This window comes from Nonomuraea sp. NPDC002799 (genome assembly GCF_053592075.1).
The window spans coordinates 524,240-539,740 of the sequence record NZ_JBSFVA010000001.1 but is presented as its reverse complement, the minus strand read 5'-3'; the positions used below and the strand labels follow the sequence as shown (position 1 = coordinate 539,740).

The window sequence follows — 15,501 nt, the reverse complement described above, 5'->3', positions numbered from 1 at the left end:
CACCCGATTCCCAGGATCTATCTAGGGTAGTGCGCTCATCCGCCATGCCGACTTCCCTGGGGCGACAGTGTTACGCATACCTCTAGCCGGGTTTCGCCATGTTTGCCGTCGTGGCGAGGGAGCGGGCTCAGGTGCGGCGTGCCGGGTCGCGAGTACGGCCACCAACGCGGCGATCTCCTCGGGCGTGGCGTCGCCTCGGACAATATGCAGATCGGCCGTCATAGCGGGATGTTCCCATGTTTCTTGGGCGGGAGAGTGGCCCGCTTGTTCCGCAGCGCGCGCAGCGCTCTGACAATCTGGGGACGGGTTTCGGCTGGCCGAATCACCGCGTCCACGTAGCCGCGCTCCGCCGCGATGTACGGGTTGGCCAGCGTGTCCTCGTACTCGGTGACGAGCCTGGCCCGCTCGGCCTCCGCGTCGCCGGAGGCGGCCAGCTCACGCCGGTAGAGGATGTTGACCGCGCCCTGCGCGCCCATGACCGCGATCTGCGCCGTGGGCCAGGCCAGGTTGACGTCCGCGCCGAGGTGCTTGGAGCCCATGACGTCGTACGCGCCGCCGTACGCCTTACGGGTGATGACCGTGATCAGGGGCACGGTGGCTTCGGCGTAGGCGTAGAGGAGCTTGGCCCCGCGGCGGATGATTCCGTTCCATTCCTGATCGGTTCCGGGAAGAAAGCCCGGCACATCGACAAAAGTCAGGATTGGAATATTGAACGCATCACATGTTCGAATAAATCGCGCGGCCTTCTCGGAAGCGTTGATATCCAGACATCCGGCGAAATGCATGGGCTGGTTGGCCACGATGCCCACGCTCTGGCCGTCGACGCGGCCGTACCCGACCACGATGTTCGGCGCGAACAGCGCGTGGACCTCCAGGAACTCCCCGTCGTCGAGCACGTGCTCGATCACCCGGTGCATGTCGTACGGCTGGTTCGGCGAGTCGGGGATCAGCTCGTCGAGCTCGGGCTCGGGCTCCAGGTCCGCGGCGGCCTCGAAGCCGGGCGCCTCGTCGAGGTTGTTGGAGGGCAGGTAGGACAGCAGCGCCTTGACGTAGTCGAGCGCGTCGTCCTCGTCGGCGGCCTGGTAGTGGGCCACGCCGGACTTGGTGTTGTGCGTGTGGGCCCCGCCGAGCTCCTCGAACGTGACCTCCTCGCCGGTCACCGTCTTGATCACGTCGGGCCCCGTGATGAACATCTGGGACGTCTGGTCCACCATCACCACGAAGTCGGTCAGCGCGGGGGAGTAGACGTGGCCGCCGGCGGCGGCGCCCACGATGAGCGAGATCTGCGGGATGACGCCGGAGGCGTGCACGTTGCGCTTGAAGATCTCCGCGTACAGGCCGAGCGCGACCACGCCCTCCTGGATGCGCGCGCCGCCGCCCTCGTTGATGCCGATGATCGGGCACCCGGTCTTGATCGCCAGGTCGACCACCTTGACGATCTTCTCGCCGTACACCTCGCCGAGCGAGCCGCCGAAGACGGTCACGTCCTGCGAGAACACGCAGACCTGCCGCCCGTCCACCGTGCCGAAGCCGGTGATCACGCCGTCGCCGTACGGCCGCCGCTTCTCCAGCCCGAACATCGACGACCGGTGCCTGGCGAACTCGTCGAACTCCACGAACGAGCCTTCGTCCAGCAGCGCGAGCACCCGCTCGCGAGCGGTCATCTTGCCCTTGGCGTGCTGCTTCTCGACCGCCGCCGCGGAACCCGCGTGGGCGGCCTCGTCGAGCCGTCGCTCCAGATCAGCGATTTTCCCAGCAGTGGTGTGAATATCCGGCATTTCCGGTATCGGGGCCGAGGCTGTGCTCATGCGCGCAAGGCTAGTCCCTCCTCCTAGAGTGGATCCATGACGGATGCGGTTCGCACCCATGGCCTTTTCAAGCGCTACGGTCAGCAAATCGCGGTGGCTGGAGTCGACCTGGTGGTCCCCGCCGGAAGTTTCGCGGGACTGGTCGGGCCCAACGGCGCGGGTAAGACGACCACGCTCAGCATGATCACGGGGCTGCTCCGCCCCGACGGAGGCGCCGCCGAGGTGGACGGCTTCCACGTCTGGCGAGATCCCGTCGAGGTCAAGGCCCGCATCGGCGTGCTGCCCGAGGGGCTGCGGTTGTTCGAGCGGCTGTCGGGCCGCGAGCTGCTGCTCTACAACGGCCGGCTGCGCGGCATCCCCAAGGCCGAGGTCGAGCAGCGCGCGGGCGAGCTGCTGGCCGTGATGGACCTGTCCGACGCGGCCGACAAGCTCGTCGTCGACTACTCCACCGGCATGCGCAAGAAGATCGGGCTGGCGGCGGCGTTACTGCACAACCCGTCGGTGCTCTTCCTGGACGAGCCGTTCGAGGGCGTCGACCCGATCAGCGCCAACACGCTCACCGAGGTGCTGCGGCGCTACACGTCGTCCGGCTCGACCGTCATCTTCTCCAGCCACGTGATGGACCTGGTCGAGCGGCTGTGCGACTGGGTGTCGGTGATGAGCGCGGGCCACATCGTGGCCCAGGGGCCGCTGGCGGACGTACGCGGCGGGCGCAGCCTCAACCAGGTCTTCCTGGAGCTGGTCGGCGGCCCGCGCGAAAGCGGCGACCCGGGCCTGACCTGGCTCGGCGCCCAGCCCGCCGCCCAGCCCGCCGCCCAGCCCGCCGCTCAGCCCGGCGTCCAGCCCGGCGCTCAACCTGGAGCCCAGCAGTGAGCACGCCGATGAGCGTCCGGGAGTGCCGATGAGCACGGTTCTGCTCTTCGCGGGGCTCAAGCTCCGCCTGCTCGCCGGCAACCTCCGCGGCGACCTGCAGCGCAAGCTCGGCTTCATCTTCACCCTGATCTCGGCCACCGGCCTGGCCGGGCTCGGCTTCCTGCTGATGAGCCTGCTCCGGCTGGCCCCCGGCGACATCGCCGCGTCGCTGGTGATCGTGGCGTTCGGGATCTTCCTGATCAGCTGGATGATCGTGCCGCTGCTCGCGTTCGGCCTGGACGACACGCTCGATCCGGCGAAGTTGTCGTTGTTCCCGCTGCGGACACGGGCGATGGCGGTCGGCATGTTCACCGCCTCCGCCACCGGCGTCTGGCCGCTCGCGATGTTGATCGTCACGTTCGGGGCCCTGGTCGCGCTCGCGCGGAGCCCGGGCGGCCTGCTGCTCGGCGTTCCGGCGGTGCTCCTGCAGTTCGCGCTCTGCCTGGTGACGTCGAGGCTGATCACCACATCGTTGTCCAGCGCGCTGCGCACCAGGCGCGGGCGCGACGTGCTCGCCGTGGCGGCGCTGCTCGTGGTGGTGCTCGCCCAACTCCCCAACCTGCTGATGAACCGCGGTTTCGGCGATCCGACGGTCATGTTGCACCAGATGGCGGCCGTGTTCAGGTGGACCCCGCCTGGCATGGCGGCGCACGCCATCGCGGACGGCGGCCTGATCGGCCTGGCCGAGCTGGCCGCCGTGGCCGTGATCGTGGTGGTGATCGGCTGGTTGTGGATCAAGGCACTGGGCCGGGCCCTGGTCACGCCCGACGTCTCCACCCAGGCCGCCTCCGTGCGCAAGGAGAGCGGTCTGACCGACCGGTTCCTGCCCGACGGGCCGCTGGCGGCGGTGGTGACGAAGGAGCTGAAGTACATCAGGCGCGAGCCCAGGTTCCGCGTGGGCTGGTTCAGCGCCGTCGTGGTCACCATCGTGTTGTCGTTCTCGCTGGGTGGCGGCAGCGGCGGTGGCGGTGGGCCGGAGGGGCTGCCGATCGTGCTCACCACCATCGGCGCGCTGATGATCGCGCTGCAGTCGGGCAACACGTTCGGCATCGACGGCCGCTCCCTCTGGATGAACGCCGTCACGTTCGGCTCCGAGCGGGCCCTGGCCACCGACCTGGCCGGGCGGCACCTGGCCAACGCGGTGATCGCCGTTCCGCTGCTGGCCGTCATCGCCGTCGCCACCGGCCTGTTCACCGGCCATCCCGGCACGATCGTGCCCGCCACGCTGGCCGGCTGGGGAGCGCTCGGGATCGGGCTCGGCGTCGGCTCGGTGACCAGCGTGGTCGTCCCCTACACCGTCCCCGAGCGGATGAACGCCTTCAGCGGCGCCGCCCCTGGACAGGGCGGGCAGGCGTTCGCCTCCGCGATGGGGGCCACGGTCGGCATCGCGCTGTTGTCGTTGCCGTTCGTGCTGCCGCTGGCGTTCGGGCTCCTGTGGGTGTCCGTGCTGGCGCCGTTCTACGGGCTGCTGGCCGAGGTGCTGGGCCGGAGGCTGGCCGCGCGGATCGGCTTCGCCCGGCTCCCTGAGCTGCTCGGAGCTGTTTCCAAGGCCACTTGAGGGCAATGGTCTAGTCCAATTGGTGAGACCGGTCTACGGGCGCTCCGAGCGACTGGGTACCCTGCGAAACATGATTGACCAGGGGCTCGAGCGTCGCAGTGCCGCCGTTACCGAGATGCCGGACGAGCTACGTCATGACGTGCGCATGCTCGGCAAACTGCTTGGCCAGGTGATCGCCGAACAGGGCGGCGAGGATCTGCTGGCCGACGTCGAACGGCTGCGCAAAGCCGTCATCGCGGCACGCAGGGGCGAGATCTCGGCCGACGAGATCACCGCCCTGGTCGCCGCATGGGAGATCGAACGGGCGGTCGAGGTCGCCCGGGCGTTCACCTGCTACTTCCACCTGGCCAACCTGGCCGAGGAGCACTACCGCATCCGCACGCTGCGCGAACGGGACGCGGAGGGCCGGGTGCAGCGCGAGTCGCTGGCGCAGGCCGTACACGAGCTGGGCCACGAGCGTGTCACCGAGCTGCTGGCGGACCTGGAGCTCCATCCGGTGCTCACCGCCCACCCGACGGAGGCGCGCAGGCGCGCGGTGGTCACCGCCATCCAGCGCATCAGCGGCCAGCTCACCGAGTACAACTCGCCCGCCCGCGGCGCGTCCGAGCGTGCCGAGAGCAAGCGGCGCATCCTGGAGGAGATCGACATCCTCTGGCGCACCGCCCAGCTCCGCTCCACCAAGCTCGACCCGCTCGACGAGGTGCGCACCGCCATGGCCGCCTTCGACGAGACCCTTTTCCGCATGGTGCCCCAGGTCTACCGCTCGCTCGACGCGGCGCTCGACGAGGGCACCGGCACCCGCCCGCCGCAGGCCAGACCCTTCATCCGGTACGGAAGCTGGATCGGCGGCGACCGCGACGGCAACCCCAACGTGACCTCCAAGGTCACCCGCGAGACCATCCAGATCCAGTCCGAGCACGTGCTGACCGCGCTGGAGACCGCCTGCACGCGCATCGCCCGCACGCTGACGCCCTCCGCCCAGTTCGTCCCCAGCTCGGCCAAGCTGAGGTCGGCGCTGGCCGCGGCCGTGGACGCGCATCCCGAGCTCGTCTCCGAGCTGGCCACCCGGTCGCCGCGCGAGCCGCACCGGCAGTGGTTGCTGCTCGCGGCCGCGCGCATCGCCGCCACCCGCCGCCGTGACCTCGACCTGGCCTACCGCTCGCCCGCCGAGCTGCTGGCCGACCTGCGCCTGGCGCAGGAGTCGCTGGCCGCCTCGGCGCCGCGGCAGGCGTACGGCGAGTTGCAGCACCTCATCTGGCAGGTCGAGACGTTCGGCTTCCATCTGGCCGAGCTGGAGGTGCGCCAGCACTCCCAGGTGCACGCGGCGGCGCTGGAGGAGCTGCGGGCCGGCGGCGAGCTGTCGGAGCGCACCGAGGAGGTCCTGGCCACGATCCGGGTGATCGGCTGGATCCAGGAGCGGTTCGGCGTCACGGCCTGCTCGCGCTACGTCGTCTCCTTCACCCGCACGGCGGAGGACATCGCGGCCGTCTACGAGCTGGCCGGGTACGCGCTCGGCGACCGCGCGCCCGTGCTGGACGTGGTGCCGCTGTTCGAGTCGGGCCAGGACCTGGCCAACTCGCCGCTCGTCCTCTCCGGCATGCTGGAGATCCCGCAGCTCCAGGAGCGCCTGGCGGACAACGGCCGGCGCCTGGAGATCATGCTCGGCTACTCCGACTCGGCCAAGGAGCTCGGCCCCGCCGCCGCCACCCTCCGGCTCTACGAGGCGCAGGAGGAGCTGACCGCCTGGGCCGCCGAGCACGACGTCAAGCTGCGCATGTTCCACGGCCGCGGCGGCGCCCTCGGCCGCGGTGGCGGCCCGGCCAACCGCGCGGTCCTGGCCCAGGCACCGGGCTCGGTCGCCGGCCGGTTCAAGGTCACCGAGCAGGGCGAGGTCATCTTCGCCCGCTACGGTCACATCGCCATCGCCCGCCGCCACCTGGAGCAGGTCACCAACGCCGTCCTGCTGGCCTCCTCGCCCACGATCGGCGCCCGCACGGCCGCCGCGGCCGAGCGCTTCAGGGGGCTGGCCGAGCGGGTGGCCACGACCTCGGAGCAGGCCTACCGCGCGCTGACCGAGGCGCCCGGCTTCCCCGAGTGGTTCGGCCTGGTCAGCCCGCTGGAGGAGATCGGCTCGCTGCGCCTGGGCTCCCGCCCGGCCCGCCGCGGCCTGGGCGCGCCGCGCTCGCTCGACGACCTGCGGGCCATCCCGTGGGTGTTCTCGTGGGCCCAGACCCGGGCCAACCTGCCCGGCTGGTACGGCCTCGGCACCGGCCTGGCCTCGGTCGGCTCGCTGGAGGAGCTGCGTGCCGCGTACGCGGAGTGGCCGCTGTTCAACGCGATGCTCGACAACGCCGAGATGTCGCTGGCCAAGACCGACCGCTCGATCGCCAAGCGCTACCTGGCCCTGGGCGGCCGGGAGGACTTCAGCAAGCAGGTCATGGAGGAGTACGACCGGACCCGCGACCTGGTCCTGCAGGTGACGGGCCACACCCGGCTGCTGGAGAACCGCAAGGTGCTCTCGCGCGCCGTCCAGCTCCGCGACCCGTACGTGGACGCGCTCTCGCACCTCCAGCTGCGGGCCCTGCGCGCCCTGCGCACCGGCAACCCGTCGGAGCAGGAGCGCGAGCGGCTCTCCACCCTGCTGCTGCTGTCGGTGAACGGCGTGGCGGCCGGCCTGCAGAACACCGGCTGACCGGCAGGTGATCGGGTTTCGGCCACGGCTGAAGCCCGATCGTCGTGCAGGCCGGGCCTGTAATGTGATCAGCGAGCGTACGTGGATGAAGTGCAGGTGCTGCCCGTCGATCTCCGTGGTGAACTGCGGGCGGGCTCTGTTCCCAAAAGTCTGACAGAACGGAATAATTCATTCCACTATTCAGAGGATGCTACGTGACGATCCGCTCCTGGCCCGCGTAGACGTTGCAGCGCTCGCCGCGCAGGAACCCCACCAGCGTGATCCCGAACTCCCTGGCCAGCTCCACCGCCAGCGACGACGGCGCCGACACCGCGCAGACCACCGGGATCTCCGCCGCCAGCGCCTTCTGCATGATCTCGTAGCTGGTCCGCCCGCTGACCATGAGCACGTGCCCGGCCAGCGGCAACCGCCCGGCCAGCGCCGCCCAGCCGACCAGCTTGTCGACCGCGTTGTGCCGGCCCACGTCCTCGCGCAGCGCCACCAGCGTCCCGGTGGCCGAGAACAACCCGGCGGCGTGCAGGCCGCCCGTCTTGCCGAACACGCCCTGCGCCCTGCGGAGCGCGTCCGGCAGGCCGTACAGGAGTTGCGGGGTGAGCCGGAGGGTGTCGCCGGGGATGGGCCCGCAGCGGTCGTGCAGGGCGTCGAGGCTGGCCGAGCCGCAGACGCCGCACGCGCTGGAGGTGAGGAAGTGGCGGTCGAGCGCGGGCAGGTCGGGGATGGGGCCGTGCAGGCGCACGGTCACCGTGTTGTAGCGCGCCTCGGGCGGCAGATCCTCGTCGGTGCAGTACGCGATCGTGGCGATGTCCGCGGCCCGGGCCAGGCCCTCGCCGTGCAGGAACCCGGCGGCCAGCTCGAAGTCGTGGCCCGGCGTGCGCATGGTGATCGCGATGGTCTTGCGGGCGCCGTCGGGAGCGGTGAGGCGGATCTCCAGCGGCTCCTCCGTGGCCAGGTCGTCGCGGCGGTCCCTGGCGGCGGCGCCGGTCAGCTCCGTGATCCGCACGCGGGAGGTGGGGCCAGGCCGCGCGCTGACGGGAGCCGGGTGGATACGCGGATCCGGACGCTCGCTCATCCCACCATCTTGCCCCTGTCCGGCCGGGACACGACCATCGGCGAAGATAGGAGGATGCCCGACTCGCGCTACTCCGACCTCGGCCGCCCGCCCCTCTCGGCGGCGGCGCTCAACCGCGCCCTGGTCCGCCCCGGCTCCCTGTGGACGGGCGTCACCGTCGTGGAGAGCACCGGCTCCACGAACGCCGACCTGGCCGAGGCCGCCCGCCAGGGCGCCGAGGAGGGCACGGTCCTCGTCGCGGAGGCCCAGGCGGCCGGCCGCGGCAGGCTGGGCCGCACCTGGTCGGTGCCGCCGCGCGCCGGGCTGACGTTCTCGATCCTGCTGCGCCCCCAGGTGCCGGTCGCCACGCAGGGCTGGCTGGCCCTCATGTACGGCGTCGCCGCCGCCTCGGCCCTGCGCCGCCTGGCCGAGGTGGACGTCCGGCTCAAGTGGCCCAACGACCTGCTGATCGGCGAGCACAAGCTGGCCGGCGTGCTGGCCGAGCGGGCCGACGACGCCGTCGTGATCGGCATGGGGCTCAACGTCACGCTCAGCGCCGAGGAGCTGCCGGTCGGCACGGCCACGTCGCTGGCCATCGAGAAGGCGGCCTGCCTCGACCGCGATCCGTTGTTGCGGGCCGTGCTGAGGGAGGTCGAGACCCACTACCGGGAGTGGACGGCGGCCGGCGGCGACGCGGAGGCGTCGGGGCTGCGCCCGGCCTACCTGGCGGCCAGCGCCACGACCGGGCGGCGGGTCCGGGTGGAGCTGCCGAACGACCAGGCGGTGACCGGCCTGGCGACGGGCGTCGACGGCTTCGGGCACCTCCTGGTGGAGTCGGCGGGCGGCGAGCGCTACACGCTGAGCGCCGGCGACGTCGTGCACGTGCGCCCGGCGGGGTAGCCCCGACCGCCGGACGGCTCCGTGCTCCGTTCCTTCGTCGGCATGGCAGCCGGGCGGCGTTGGTGGCACCATTCACCCATGACCCTTCCCGACCATCATCTGACGCAGGGTGAGCGACGCGTCCGATCCTTCCACCCCCACTGGAAGCGGCTCATCGTCCCCTTCATCGCGCTGGTCCTCCTCGCCGCCGCCTCGGGCGCGGCGATCTACTTCGTCCCGGCCGAATGGGGACAGAACGCCACCTACGTCAGGATCGCGATCGGCGTCGTCGCCCTCATCCTGCTGACGATCTGGTCGTTCGTGCCCTACCTGCGGTGGAAGAACACGGGCTACGTGCTCACCACCCACCGCTTCACGATCAGCACGGGCGTGCTCAACAAGTCGACCGACGAGATCCCGATCACCAAGGTCAACACGGTCAGCTCCGACCAGACGTTCGCCGAGCGCATGCTCGGCTGCGGCACCCTGACCGTGGAGTCGGCCAGCGACCGGGGCGAGATCGTGCTGCGCGACATCCCGAGGATCCAGGACGTCCGCACCGACCTGTTCAGGCTCGTCGAGGACGCCTCGGACGGTGAGCTCGACGGCCGCTGAAGTAGCCTCCTGAATGTGGACCCATCCGGCCGCGGCGAACCGGCCGCCGAGGACGTCGAGCGCCTGAGCGTGGACCAGGCCGCCGAGGACGTCGAGCGCCTGAGCGTGGACCAGGGCGCCGAGGACGTCGAGCGCCTGAGCGTGGACCAGGGCGCGCGCGGCAAACCGACCGCCGAGGACATCGAGCGCCTGCTCACCGGCATGCCACCGCGCTTCACCAGGGAGCAGGTCGCGGCCAGGGCGGGGGTGTCGCAGCAACTCGCCGAGCGCATCTGGCGCGCGCTCGGCTTCGCGCAGCGCCCCGCCGACGCGGTGGCGTTCACCGACGCCGACGTGCAGGCGCTGCGCCGGGTGCGGTCCATGCTCGACAGCGGCCTGCGCGACGAGGCCACGATCATCCGGATGACCAGGGCGCTCGGTCGGACCACGGCCAGGCTGGCGCAGTGGCAGGCCGAGATCATGCTCGGCTCGATGTTGCCAGCGGAGCCGACCGAGGACGACCTGGCCAGGATGCTCGACCTGGCCGAGGGCCTGCTGCCCGACTTCGAGTACGTGCTGATCCACGTCTGGCGCGCCCAGCTCGCCGCCGCCGGCACCCGCCTGCTCGCCCTGGCCGACGTCAGCGGCGAGCTCGTGCCGTCGAAGGTGCCGATGTCGGTGGGGTTCGCGGATCTGGTCTCGTTCACCCGCCGCGCCGCCGAGCTCGACGAGAAGGAGCTGGCCGACCTGGTCGAGGGGTTCGAGTCGCGGGCCTCCGACGTGGTGGCCTCCCACGGCGCCAGGCTGGTCAAGACGCTGGGCGACGAGGTGTTGTTCACCGCGCCGACCCCGGCCTTGGCGGCGGCCATCGCGCTCGACCTGGCCGAGACCGAGGAGTTGCGCATCGGCATGGCGTACGGCCCGGTGGTGCCCATGATGGGCGACGTCTTCGGCACCACCGTCAACCTGGCCGCCAGGCTCACGGCCATCGCCAAGCCGGGCACCATTCTGGTCGACTCCGGGCTGGCCGAGGCGCTGGACGGCTTCGATCTGCACAAGATCAGACGCCGTCCCGCCAGAGGTCTCGGCGTGGTGCAGCCCTATGTCTTGCGGAGATCATCCTCCTGACCCAAGATGGCTGGCATGCCGTACGAAGTGCAGGGCGTCATCGCCCGAGGCAAGGGCCAGGAAGTCTCCCTGGAGACGGTCATCGTGCCGGACCCGGGACCGGGCGAGGCGGTGGTGACCGTGCAGGCCTGCGGGGTCTGTCACACCGACCTGCACTATCGGGAGGGCGGGATCAGCGACGACTACCCGTTCCTGCTCGGCCACGAGGCGGCGGGCGTCGTCGAGGCGGTCGGTGACGGGGTGACCGGCCTGGAGCCGGGCGACTTCGTCATCCTCAACTGGCGCGCGGTGTGCGGCCAGTGCCGCGCCTGCCTGCGCGGCCGTCCGCAGTACTGCTTCAACACCCACAACGCCCGGCAGAAGATGACGCTCAAGGACGGCACCGAGTTGTCCCCGGCGCTGGGCATCGGCGCGTTCCTGGAGAAGACGCTGGTCGCGGCCGGCCAGTGCACCAAGGTCTCGCCCGAGGCCCCGGCCGAGGTGGCCGGCCTGCTCGGCTGCGGGGTGATGGCGGGCATCGGCGCCGCCATCAACACCGGCGGCGTGACGCGCGGCGACAGCGTGGCCGTCATCGGCTGCGGCGGGGTCGGCGACGCGGCCGTGCTCGGCGCCTCACTGGCCGGCGCCGGCACGATCATCGCGGTGGACGTGGACGACCGCAAGCTGGCCTGGGCCCGCGAGTTCGGCGCCACCCACACCGTCAACTCCCGGGAGAACGACCCGGTCGAGGCCATCCGCGACCTGACCGGCGGCTTCGGCGCCGACGTGGTCATCGAGGCGGTCGGCCGGCCGGAGACCTACAAGCAGGCGTTCTACGCCCGCGACCTGGCCGGCACGGTCGTCCTGGTCGGCGTGCCCACCCCGGAGATGGCGCTGGAGCTGCCGCTGCTCGACGTGTTCGGCCGCGGCGGCGCGCTGAAGTCCTCCTGGTACGGCGACTGCCTGCCGAGCCGGGACTTCCCCCTGCTCATCGACCTGTTCCTGCAGAACCGGCTGCCGCTCGACAAGTTCGTCTCCGAGACCATCGGGCTCGGCCAGGTCGAGGAGGCGTTCGCCAAGATGCACCGCGGCGAGGTGCTGCGCTCGGTGGTGAGGATCTAGATGATCGATCGCGTCATCACCTCGGGCACGTTCTCGCTGGACGGCGGCACCTGGGACGTCGACAACAACGTCTGGCTGATCGGCGACGCCCGCGAGGTCGTCGTCATCGACGCGGCCCACGACGCCGCCGCCATCGCCGAGCGGGTCGGCGGGCGCACGGTCAAGGCCATCGTCTGCACGCACGGGCACAACGACCACATCAACGCCGCGCGGCCGCTCGCCGAGCTGACCGGCGCGCCGATCCGGCTGCACCCCGCCGACCAGGTGTTGTGGGAGCAGCAGTACGGCGACGCGGTGCCGTACGAGCCGCTGGCCGACGGGGAGAAGATCGAGGTCGGCGGGATCGTCCTGCAGGTGCTGCACACGCCGGGCCACGCGCCGGGCGCCGTCTGCCTGTACGCGCCGGATCCGTGCGTGGTGTTCAGCGGCGACACCCTGTTCCAGGGTGGCCCTGGAGCCACCGGCCGTTCCTACTCCTCCTTCGGCACGATCATCGAGTCGATCAAGGAGCGGCTGCTGACGCTGCCTCCGGAGACCGTCGTGCACACCGGCCACGGCTACTCCACCTCGATCGGCGCCGAGGCCCCGCATCTGGAGGAGTGGATCACCCGAGGTCACTGACGTTCGCGAGGGGCCGGCGCACTGTGGCGCGCCTAACATAGGCAAGCCTTACCAAAGTGAGCTATCTTAGGAGTGCCTAACCTTATGGCGCCCACCCCTTCGCGAGAGGCTTACCCCCGGTGTACGTGTGCATATGTCGTGCTGTGACCGAGAACGAGGTTCACGACTGCATCGCCTCCGGGGCCACGAGCGCGAAGCAGGTCCGCGACACCACAGGTGCTGGCGGTGACTGTGCCCGTTGTGTGCGGAAGATCTGTGCCATCCTGAAACGGTCTGAAGAACTCACGACCGCATAGTCGATAGCGACGAGGGGCCCGTTTCATGCAGGGCGACAAGCAGATCATCGAGTTGCTCAACGAGCAGTTGACCGCCGAGCTCACCGCGATCAACCAGTATTTCCTGCACGCCAAGATGCAGGAGAACTGGGGGTATACGAAGCTCGCGAAGCACACCCGCGAAGAGTCGATCGACGAGATGCGCCACGCCGAGCGCCTCACCGATCGCATCCTCTTCCTGGAGGGCCTGCCCAACTACCAGCGCCTGGGCACCCTGCACATCGGCCAGACCGTCGAGGAGCAGCTCAAGGCTGACCTTGAGGTCGAGATGTCGGTGGTGCAGCGGCTGCGGCCGGGCATCGCGCTCATGCGCGAGAAGGGCGACATCACCTCGGCGAACATCTTCGAGGACATCCTGCGCGACGAGGAAGAGCACATCGACTACCTCGAAACGGAGCTCTCGCTCATCCGCGCCCTGGGTGAGCAGCTCTACCTGGCCCGATACGCCGAGCCGCGTTCGTACGACGACTGACCTCCGGCCTCGGGCGGGCCCGCTGCCCGCCCGAGGGCCTGGCCGGTGAGCGTGTACACGGTCCCGGCCACGGCCTCCCAGGTCACCGTGTCCCCGGAACGGCGCGGCTGTGGCCCCGGCCCGGCGGCGAGATGCCCGGCCCCGCGTACCGTGAGCGGCCCGGAGCGCCCGGCGCGCAGGGTGATCCGTTCGGGGGCGCCGTTCCGCCAGGAGAGGTCCACCGTCACGTCGCCCCTGGCCCGCAGCCCGCGCACCGACCCCGCCGGCCAGGCCGAGGGCAGGGCGGGCAGCACGTGGATCACGCCGTGCTGGCTCTGCACCAGCATTTCCGCGATACCGGCACAAGCGCCGAAATTTCCGTCGAGCTGGAACGGCGGATGCGTGTCCCACAGGTTCGCCAGCGTCGAGAACCTGAGCTGCTCGCTCAGCATCCGGTGCGCATGATCCCCGTCGAGCAGCCGCGCCCAGAAGTTGATCTTCCAGGCTTTGCTCCATCCGGTGCCGCCGTCGCCCCTCGCGCGCAGCGACACCCCGGCCGCCGTGCCCTCCTGGCTGCCGGCCACGATCTGCCGCCCCGGATGCAGCCCGAACAGATGCGACACGTGCCGATGCTCGTTCTGCGGATCGTCCCAGTCGCCTTTCCACTCCTGGAGTTGCCCCCAGGACCCGATCCGCAGCCCGGGATCCAGCCGCCCCAGCGCGTCGCGCACCCGCTGCCGGAAGTCCTCGTCGCCGCCCAGGACGCCCGCGGCCTCCGCCACGTTCGTGAACAGGTCCCAGACGATCTGCTGGGACATCGACGCCCCGGCCGAGAAATCCCCCTGCTCGGGCGAGTAACTGGGCGAGACCACCAGCGTCCCGTCGCGGGGATCGGTGTGCAGCGTCTCCAGCCAGAGCTCGGCCGCTCCCCTCATCACCGGATAAGCGGTCCTGCGGAGGTATCCGGCGTCCCCGCTGAAGCGATAGTGGTCGTAGAGCTGCTGGGTCAGCCAGGCCGCCGCCTCGGGGAACCAGAATGCCGTGGCCCAGTCGTGCACGCCGGTGAACCCGAAGGGATTCGTCTCGTTGTGCACCACCCACCCGGCCGCCCCGAACATCTCCCGCGCCGTCCGCTCGCCCGCCGCCACCATGGCGGTGACGTAGTCGTCGTACGGCCGCGTCGTCTCGGCCAGGTTCGTCTGGTCGGCGAGCCAGTAGTTCATCTGCAGGTTGATGTTGACGTGGTAGTCGCCCGCCCAGGGCGGGGTGACGGAGTCGTTCCAGACGCCCTGCAGGTTGGCGGGCAACGATCCGGCCCGCGAGGAGGCGATCAGCAGGTAGCGCCCGTAGGCGAAGAACATCGCCTCCAGGGCCCGGTCGTCGGCGGACGCCCCGCCGGTGTACGCCGCCAGCAGCCGGTCCGTCGGGAGCGAGGGAGTGCGCTGCCCGATGTCCAGCCGTACCCGGTCGAACAGCTCCTGGTGATCGTCCTGGTGCGCCCGCCTGAGCGCGTCGTACCCCTGGGCCACCGCCCTGTCCACGGCGGCGGCGACGGCGGCGTGCGGGTCATCGCCGCGATATTCCGGATATATCCCGGCATAGTCGGTCGCGGCGGACACCACGAACACCGCGCTGTCCGCGCCGGTGACCGTGATCCGGTCGCTCCCGTCCGTCCGGCTGCCGCCCGACACGACCACTCGCACCTGGGCCTCGTACGTCATCCCGTTGTCCGCGAGCACCCCGCGAACCGTCAGCCGCCCGTCCGACACGCCGGCGCGCACGCCGTCGTGCGGCGCGGAGACCCTGAGGGTGAACGACACCTGACCAGGCCGATCGGCCGAGATCCGGCCGGCGATCACGTTCGCCGGATGACTGGCGAAATATTCGCGCGAATGCCGCACCCCGTCCGCCGTGTACGCCACCCGGGCCACGGCCTCCCGCAGGCTCAGCTCCCGCCGGTAGCCGCTCGCGGCGCCCTGGCCGTGCAGGTCGAGCCAGAGATCCCCGAACGGCTGGTAGGCCCCGAATCCCGCCTTCGGCTGCCCCAGCCTGCCCGCGACCGCCTCGGGCGCCATCCTGCCCTCGCGATCGAGCCGCTCCCGCACCTCGGCGAGGGCGTCCGGCCGTGGCGAGGTCCAGTTGCCGAAGTCGTATCCCGCCCGCGACCCCGGTCCGCCCGTCCACAGGCTCTTCTCGTTGAACTGGATCCGCTCGGTGCCCGTCCCGCCGAACACGGTCGCGCCGAGCGCCCCGTTCCCGATCGGCAGGGCCTGCGTCTCCCAATCGACGGCCGGCGTGTCGTACCAGAGGGTCGGATCGGCCGGTGTCTCCGGTAAGCCTGGCATGGGGGACAACGCTAACAAGGCCGGGCGGC

Annotated in this window: 14 protein-coding genes; 10 read left to right on the top strand and 4 right to left on the bottom strand. The window is 70.7% G+C overall.

Annotated features, from left to right (window positions below; all coding sequences use genetic code 11):
• Nucleotides 1-21 precede the first annotated feature (21 nt).
• Together ACWD0F_RS02360 and ACWD0F_RS02355 are read right to left on the bottom strand one after the other, a co-directional pair.
• Nucleotides 22-222: an acyl-CoA carboxylase subunit epsilon gene (locus ACWD0F_RS02360; RefSeq protein ID WP_449871980.1), complete on the bottom strand. Its 201-nt coding sequence runs from the start codon at nt 220-222 to the stop codon at nt 22-24.
• Nucleotides 219-1,808, bottom strand: a complete 1,590-nt coding sequence (locus ACWD0F_RS02355; protein WP_449871978.1) for an acyl-CoA carboxylase subunit beta — start codon at nt 1,806-1,808, stop codon at nt 219-221. The genes ACWD0F_RS02360 and ACWD0F_RS02355 overlap by 4 nt, the downstream gene beginning before the upstream one ends.
• A 36-nt stretch (nt 1,809-1,844) precedes the next feature.
• On the opposite strand from ACWD0F_RS02355, the gene ACWD0F_RS02350 reads away from it, so the two are divergent.
• From ACWD0F_RS02350 to ACWD0F_RS02340, 3 genes are all read left to right on the top strand, one after another.
• Nucleotides 1,845-2,681, top strand: coding sequence for an ABC transporter ATP-binding protein (locus tag ACWD0F_RS02350; RefSeq protein WP_449871976.1), 837 nt, complete (start codon nt 1,845-1,847; stop codon nt 2,679-2,681).
• Between the two features lie 28 nt (nt 2,682-2,709).
• Nucleotides 2,710-4,278, top strand: coding sequence for a hypothetical protein (locus ACWD0F_RS02345; RefSeq protein WP_449871974.1), 1,569 nt, complete (start codon nt 2,710-2,712; stop codon nt 4,276-4,278).
• A 70-nt stretch (nt 4,279-4,348) separates the two neighbouring features.
• Entirely contained in the window at nt 4,349-6,970 is a 2,622-nt protein-coding gene (locus ACWD0F_RS02340) for a phosphoenolpyruvate carboxylase (protein ID WP_449871972.1), read from the top strand.
• 190 nt (nt 6,971-7,160) lie between these two features.
• Here ACWD0F_RS02340 and fdhD read toward each other — a convergent pair whose 3' ends face one another.
• The gene (gene fdhD / locus ACWD0F_RS02335; protein ID WP_449871970.1) at nt 7,161-8,039 is read right to left on the bottom strand and encodes a formate dehydrogenase accessory sulfurtransferase FdhD; all 879 of its coding nucleotides are present in this window, start codon (nt 8,037-8,039) and stop codon (nt 7,161-7,163) included.
• 54 nt (nt 8,040-8,093) lie between these two features.
• Here fdhD and ACWD0F_RS02330 point away from each other — a divergent pair, with 54 nt between their 5' ends.
• From ACWD0F_RS02330 to bfr, 7 genes are all read left to right on the top strand, one after another.
• Nucleotides 8,094-8,918, top strand: a complete 825-nt coding sequence (locus ACWD0F_RS02330; protein ID WP_449871968.1) for a biotin--[acetyl-CoA-carboxylase] ligase — start codon at nt 8,094-8,096, stop codon at nt 8,916-8,918.
• 78 nt (nt 8,919-8,996) lie between these two features.
• On the top strand, nt 8,997-9,512 hold the full coding sequence (locus ACWD0F_RS02325) for a PH domain-containing protein (protein ID WP_449871966.1): 516 nt from the start codon (nt 8,997-8,999) through the stop codon (nt 9,510-9,512).
• Nucleotides 9,513-9,713: 201 nt separating this feature from the next.
• A complete protein-coding gene (locus tag ACWD0F_RS02320) occupies nt 9,714-10,619 on the top strand; it encodes an adenylate/guanylate cyclase domain-containing protein (RefSeq protein ID WP_449872377.1) in 906 nt (301 codons plus the stop codon).
• A 15-nt stretch (nt 10,620-10,634) separates the two neighbouring features.
• A complete protein-coding gene (locus tag ACWD0F_RS02315; RefSeq protein WP_449871964.1) occupies nt 10,635-11,720 on the top strand; it encodes an S-(hydroxymethyl)mycothiol dehydrogenase in 1,086 nt (361 codons plus the stop codon).
• Nucleotides 11,721-12,341: an MBL fold metallo-hydrolase gene (locus ACWD0F_RS02310; RefSeq protein ID WP_449871962.1), complete on the top strand. Its 621-nt coding sequence runs from the start codon at nt 11,721-11,723 to the stop codon at nt 12,339-12,341.
• Nucleotides 12,342-12,460: 119 nt separating this feature from the next.
• Nucleotides 12,461-12,637, top strand: coding sequence for a (2Fe-2S)-binding protein (locus tag ACWD0F_RS02305; RefSeq protein ID WP_357812177.1), 177 nt, complete (start codon nt 12,461-12,463; stop codon nt 12,635-12,637).
• Between the two features lie 25 nt (nt 12,638-12,662).
• Nucleotides 12,663-13,148, top strand: a complete 486-nt coding sequence (gene bfr / locus ACWD0F_RS02300; protein WP_449871960.1) for a bacterioferritin — start codon at nt 12,663-12,665, stop codon at nt 13,146-13,148.
• On the opposite strand, the gene ACWD0F_RS02295 is transcribed toward bfr, so the two are convergent.
• Nucleotides 13,106-15,472 (bottom strand): glycoside hydrolase family 95 protein, encoded by a 2,367-nt coding sequence (locus ACWD0F_RS02295; RefSeq protein WP_449871958.1) that lies wholly within the window; start codon nt 15,470-15,472, stop codon nt 13,106-13,108. The genes bfr and ACWD0F_RS02295 overlap by 43 nt on opposite strands.
• Between the last annotated feature and the right edge of the window lie 29 nt (nt 15,473-15,501).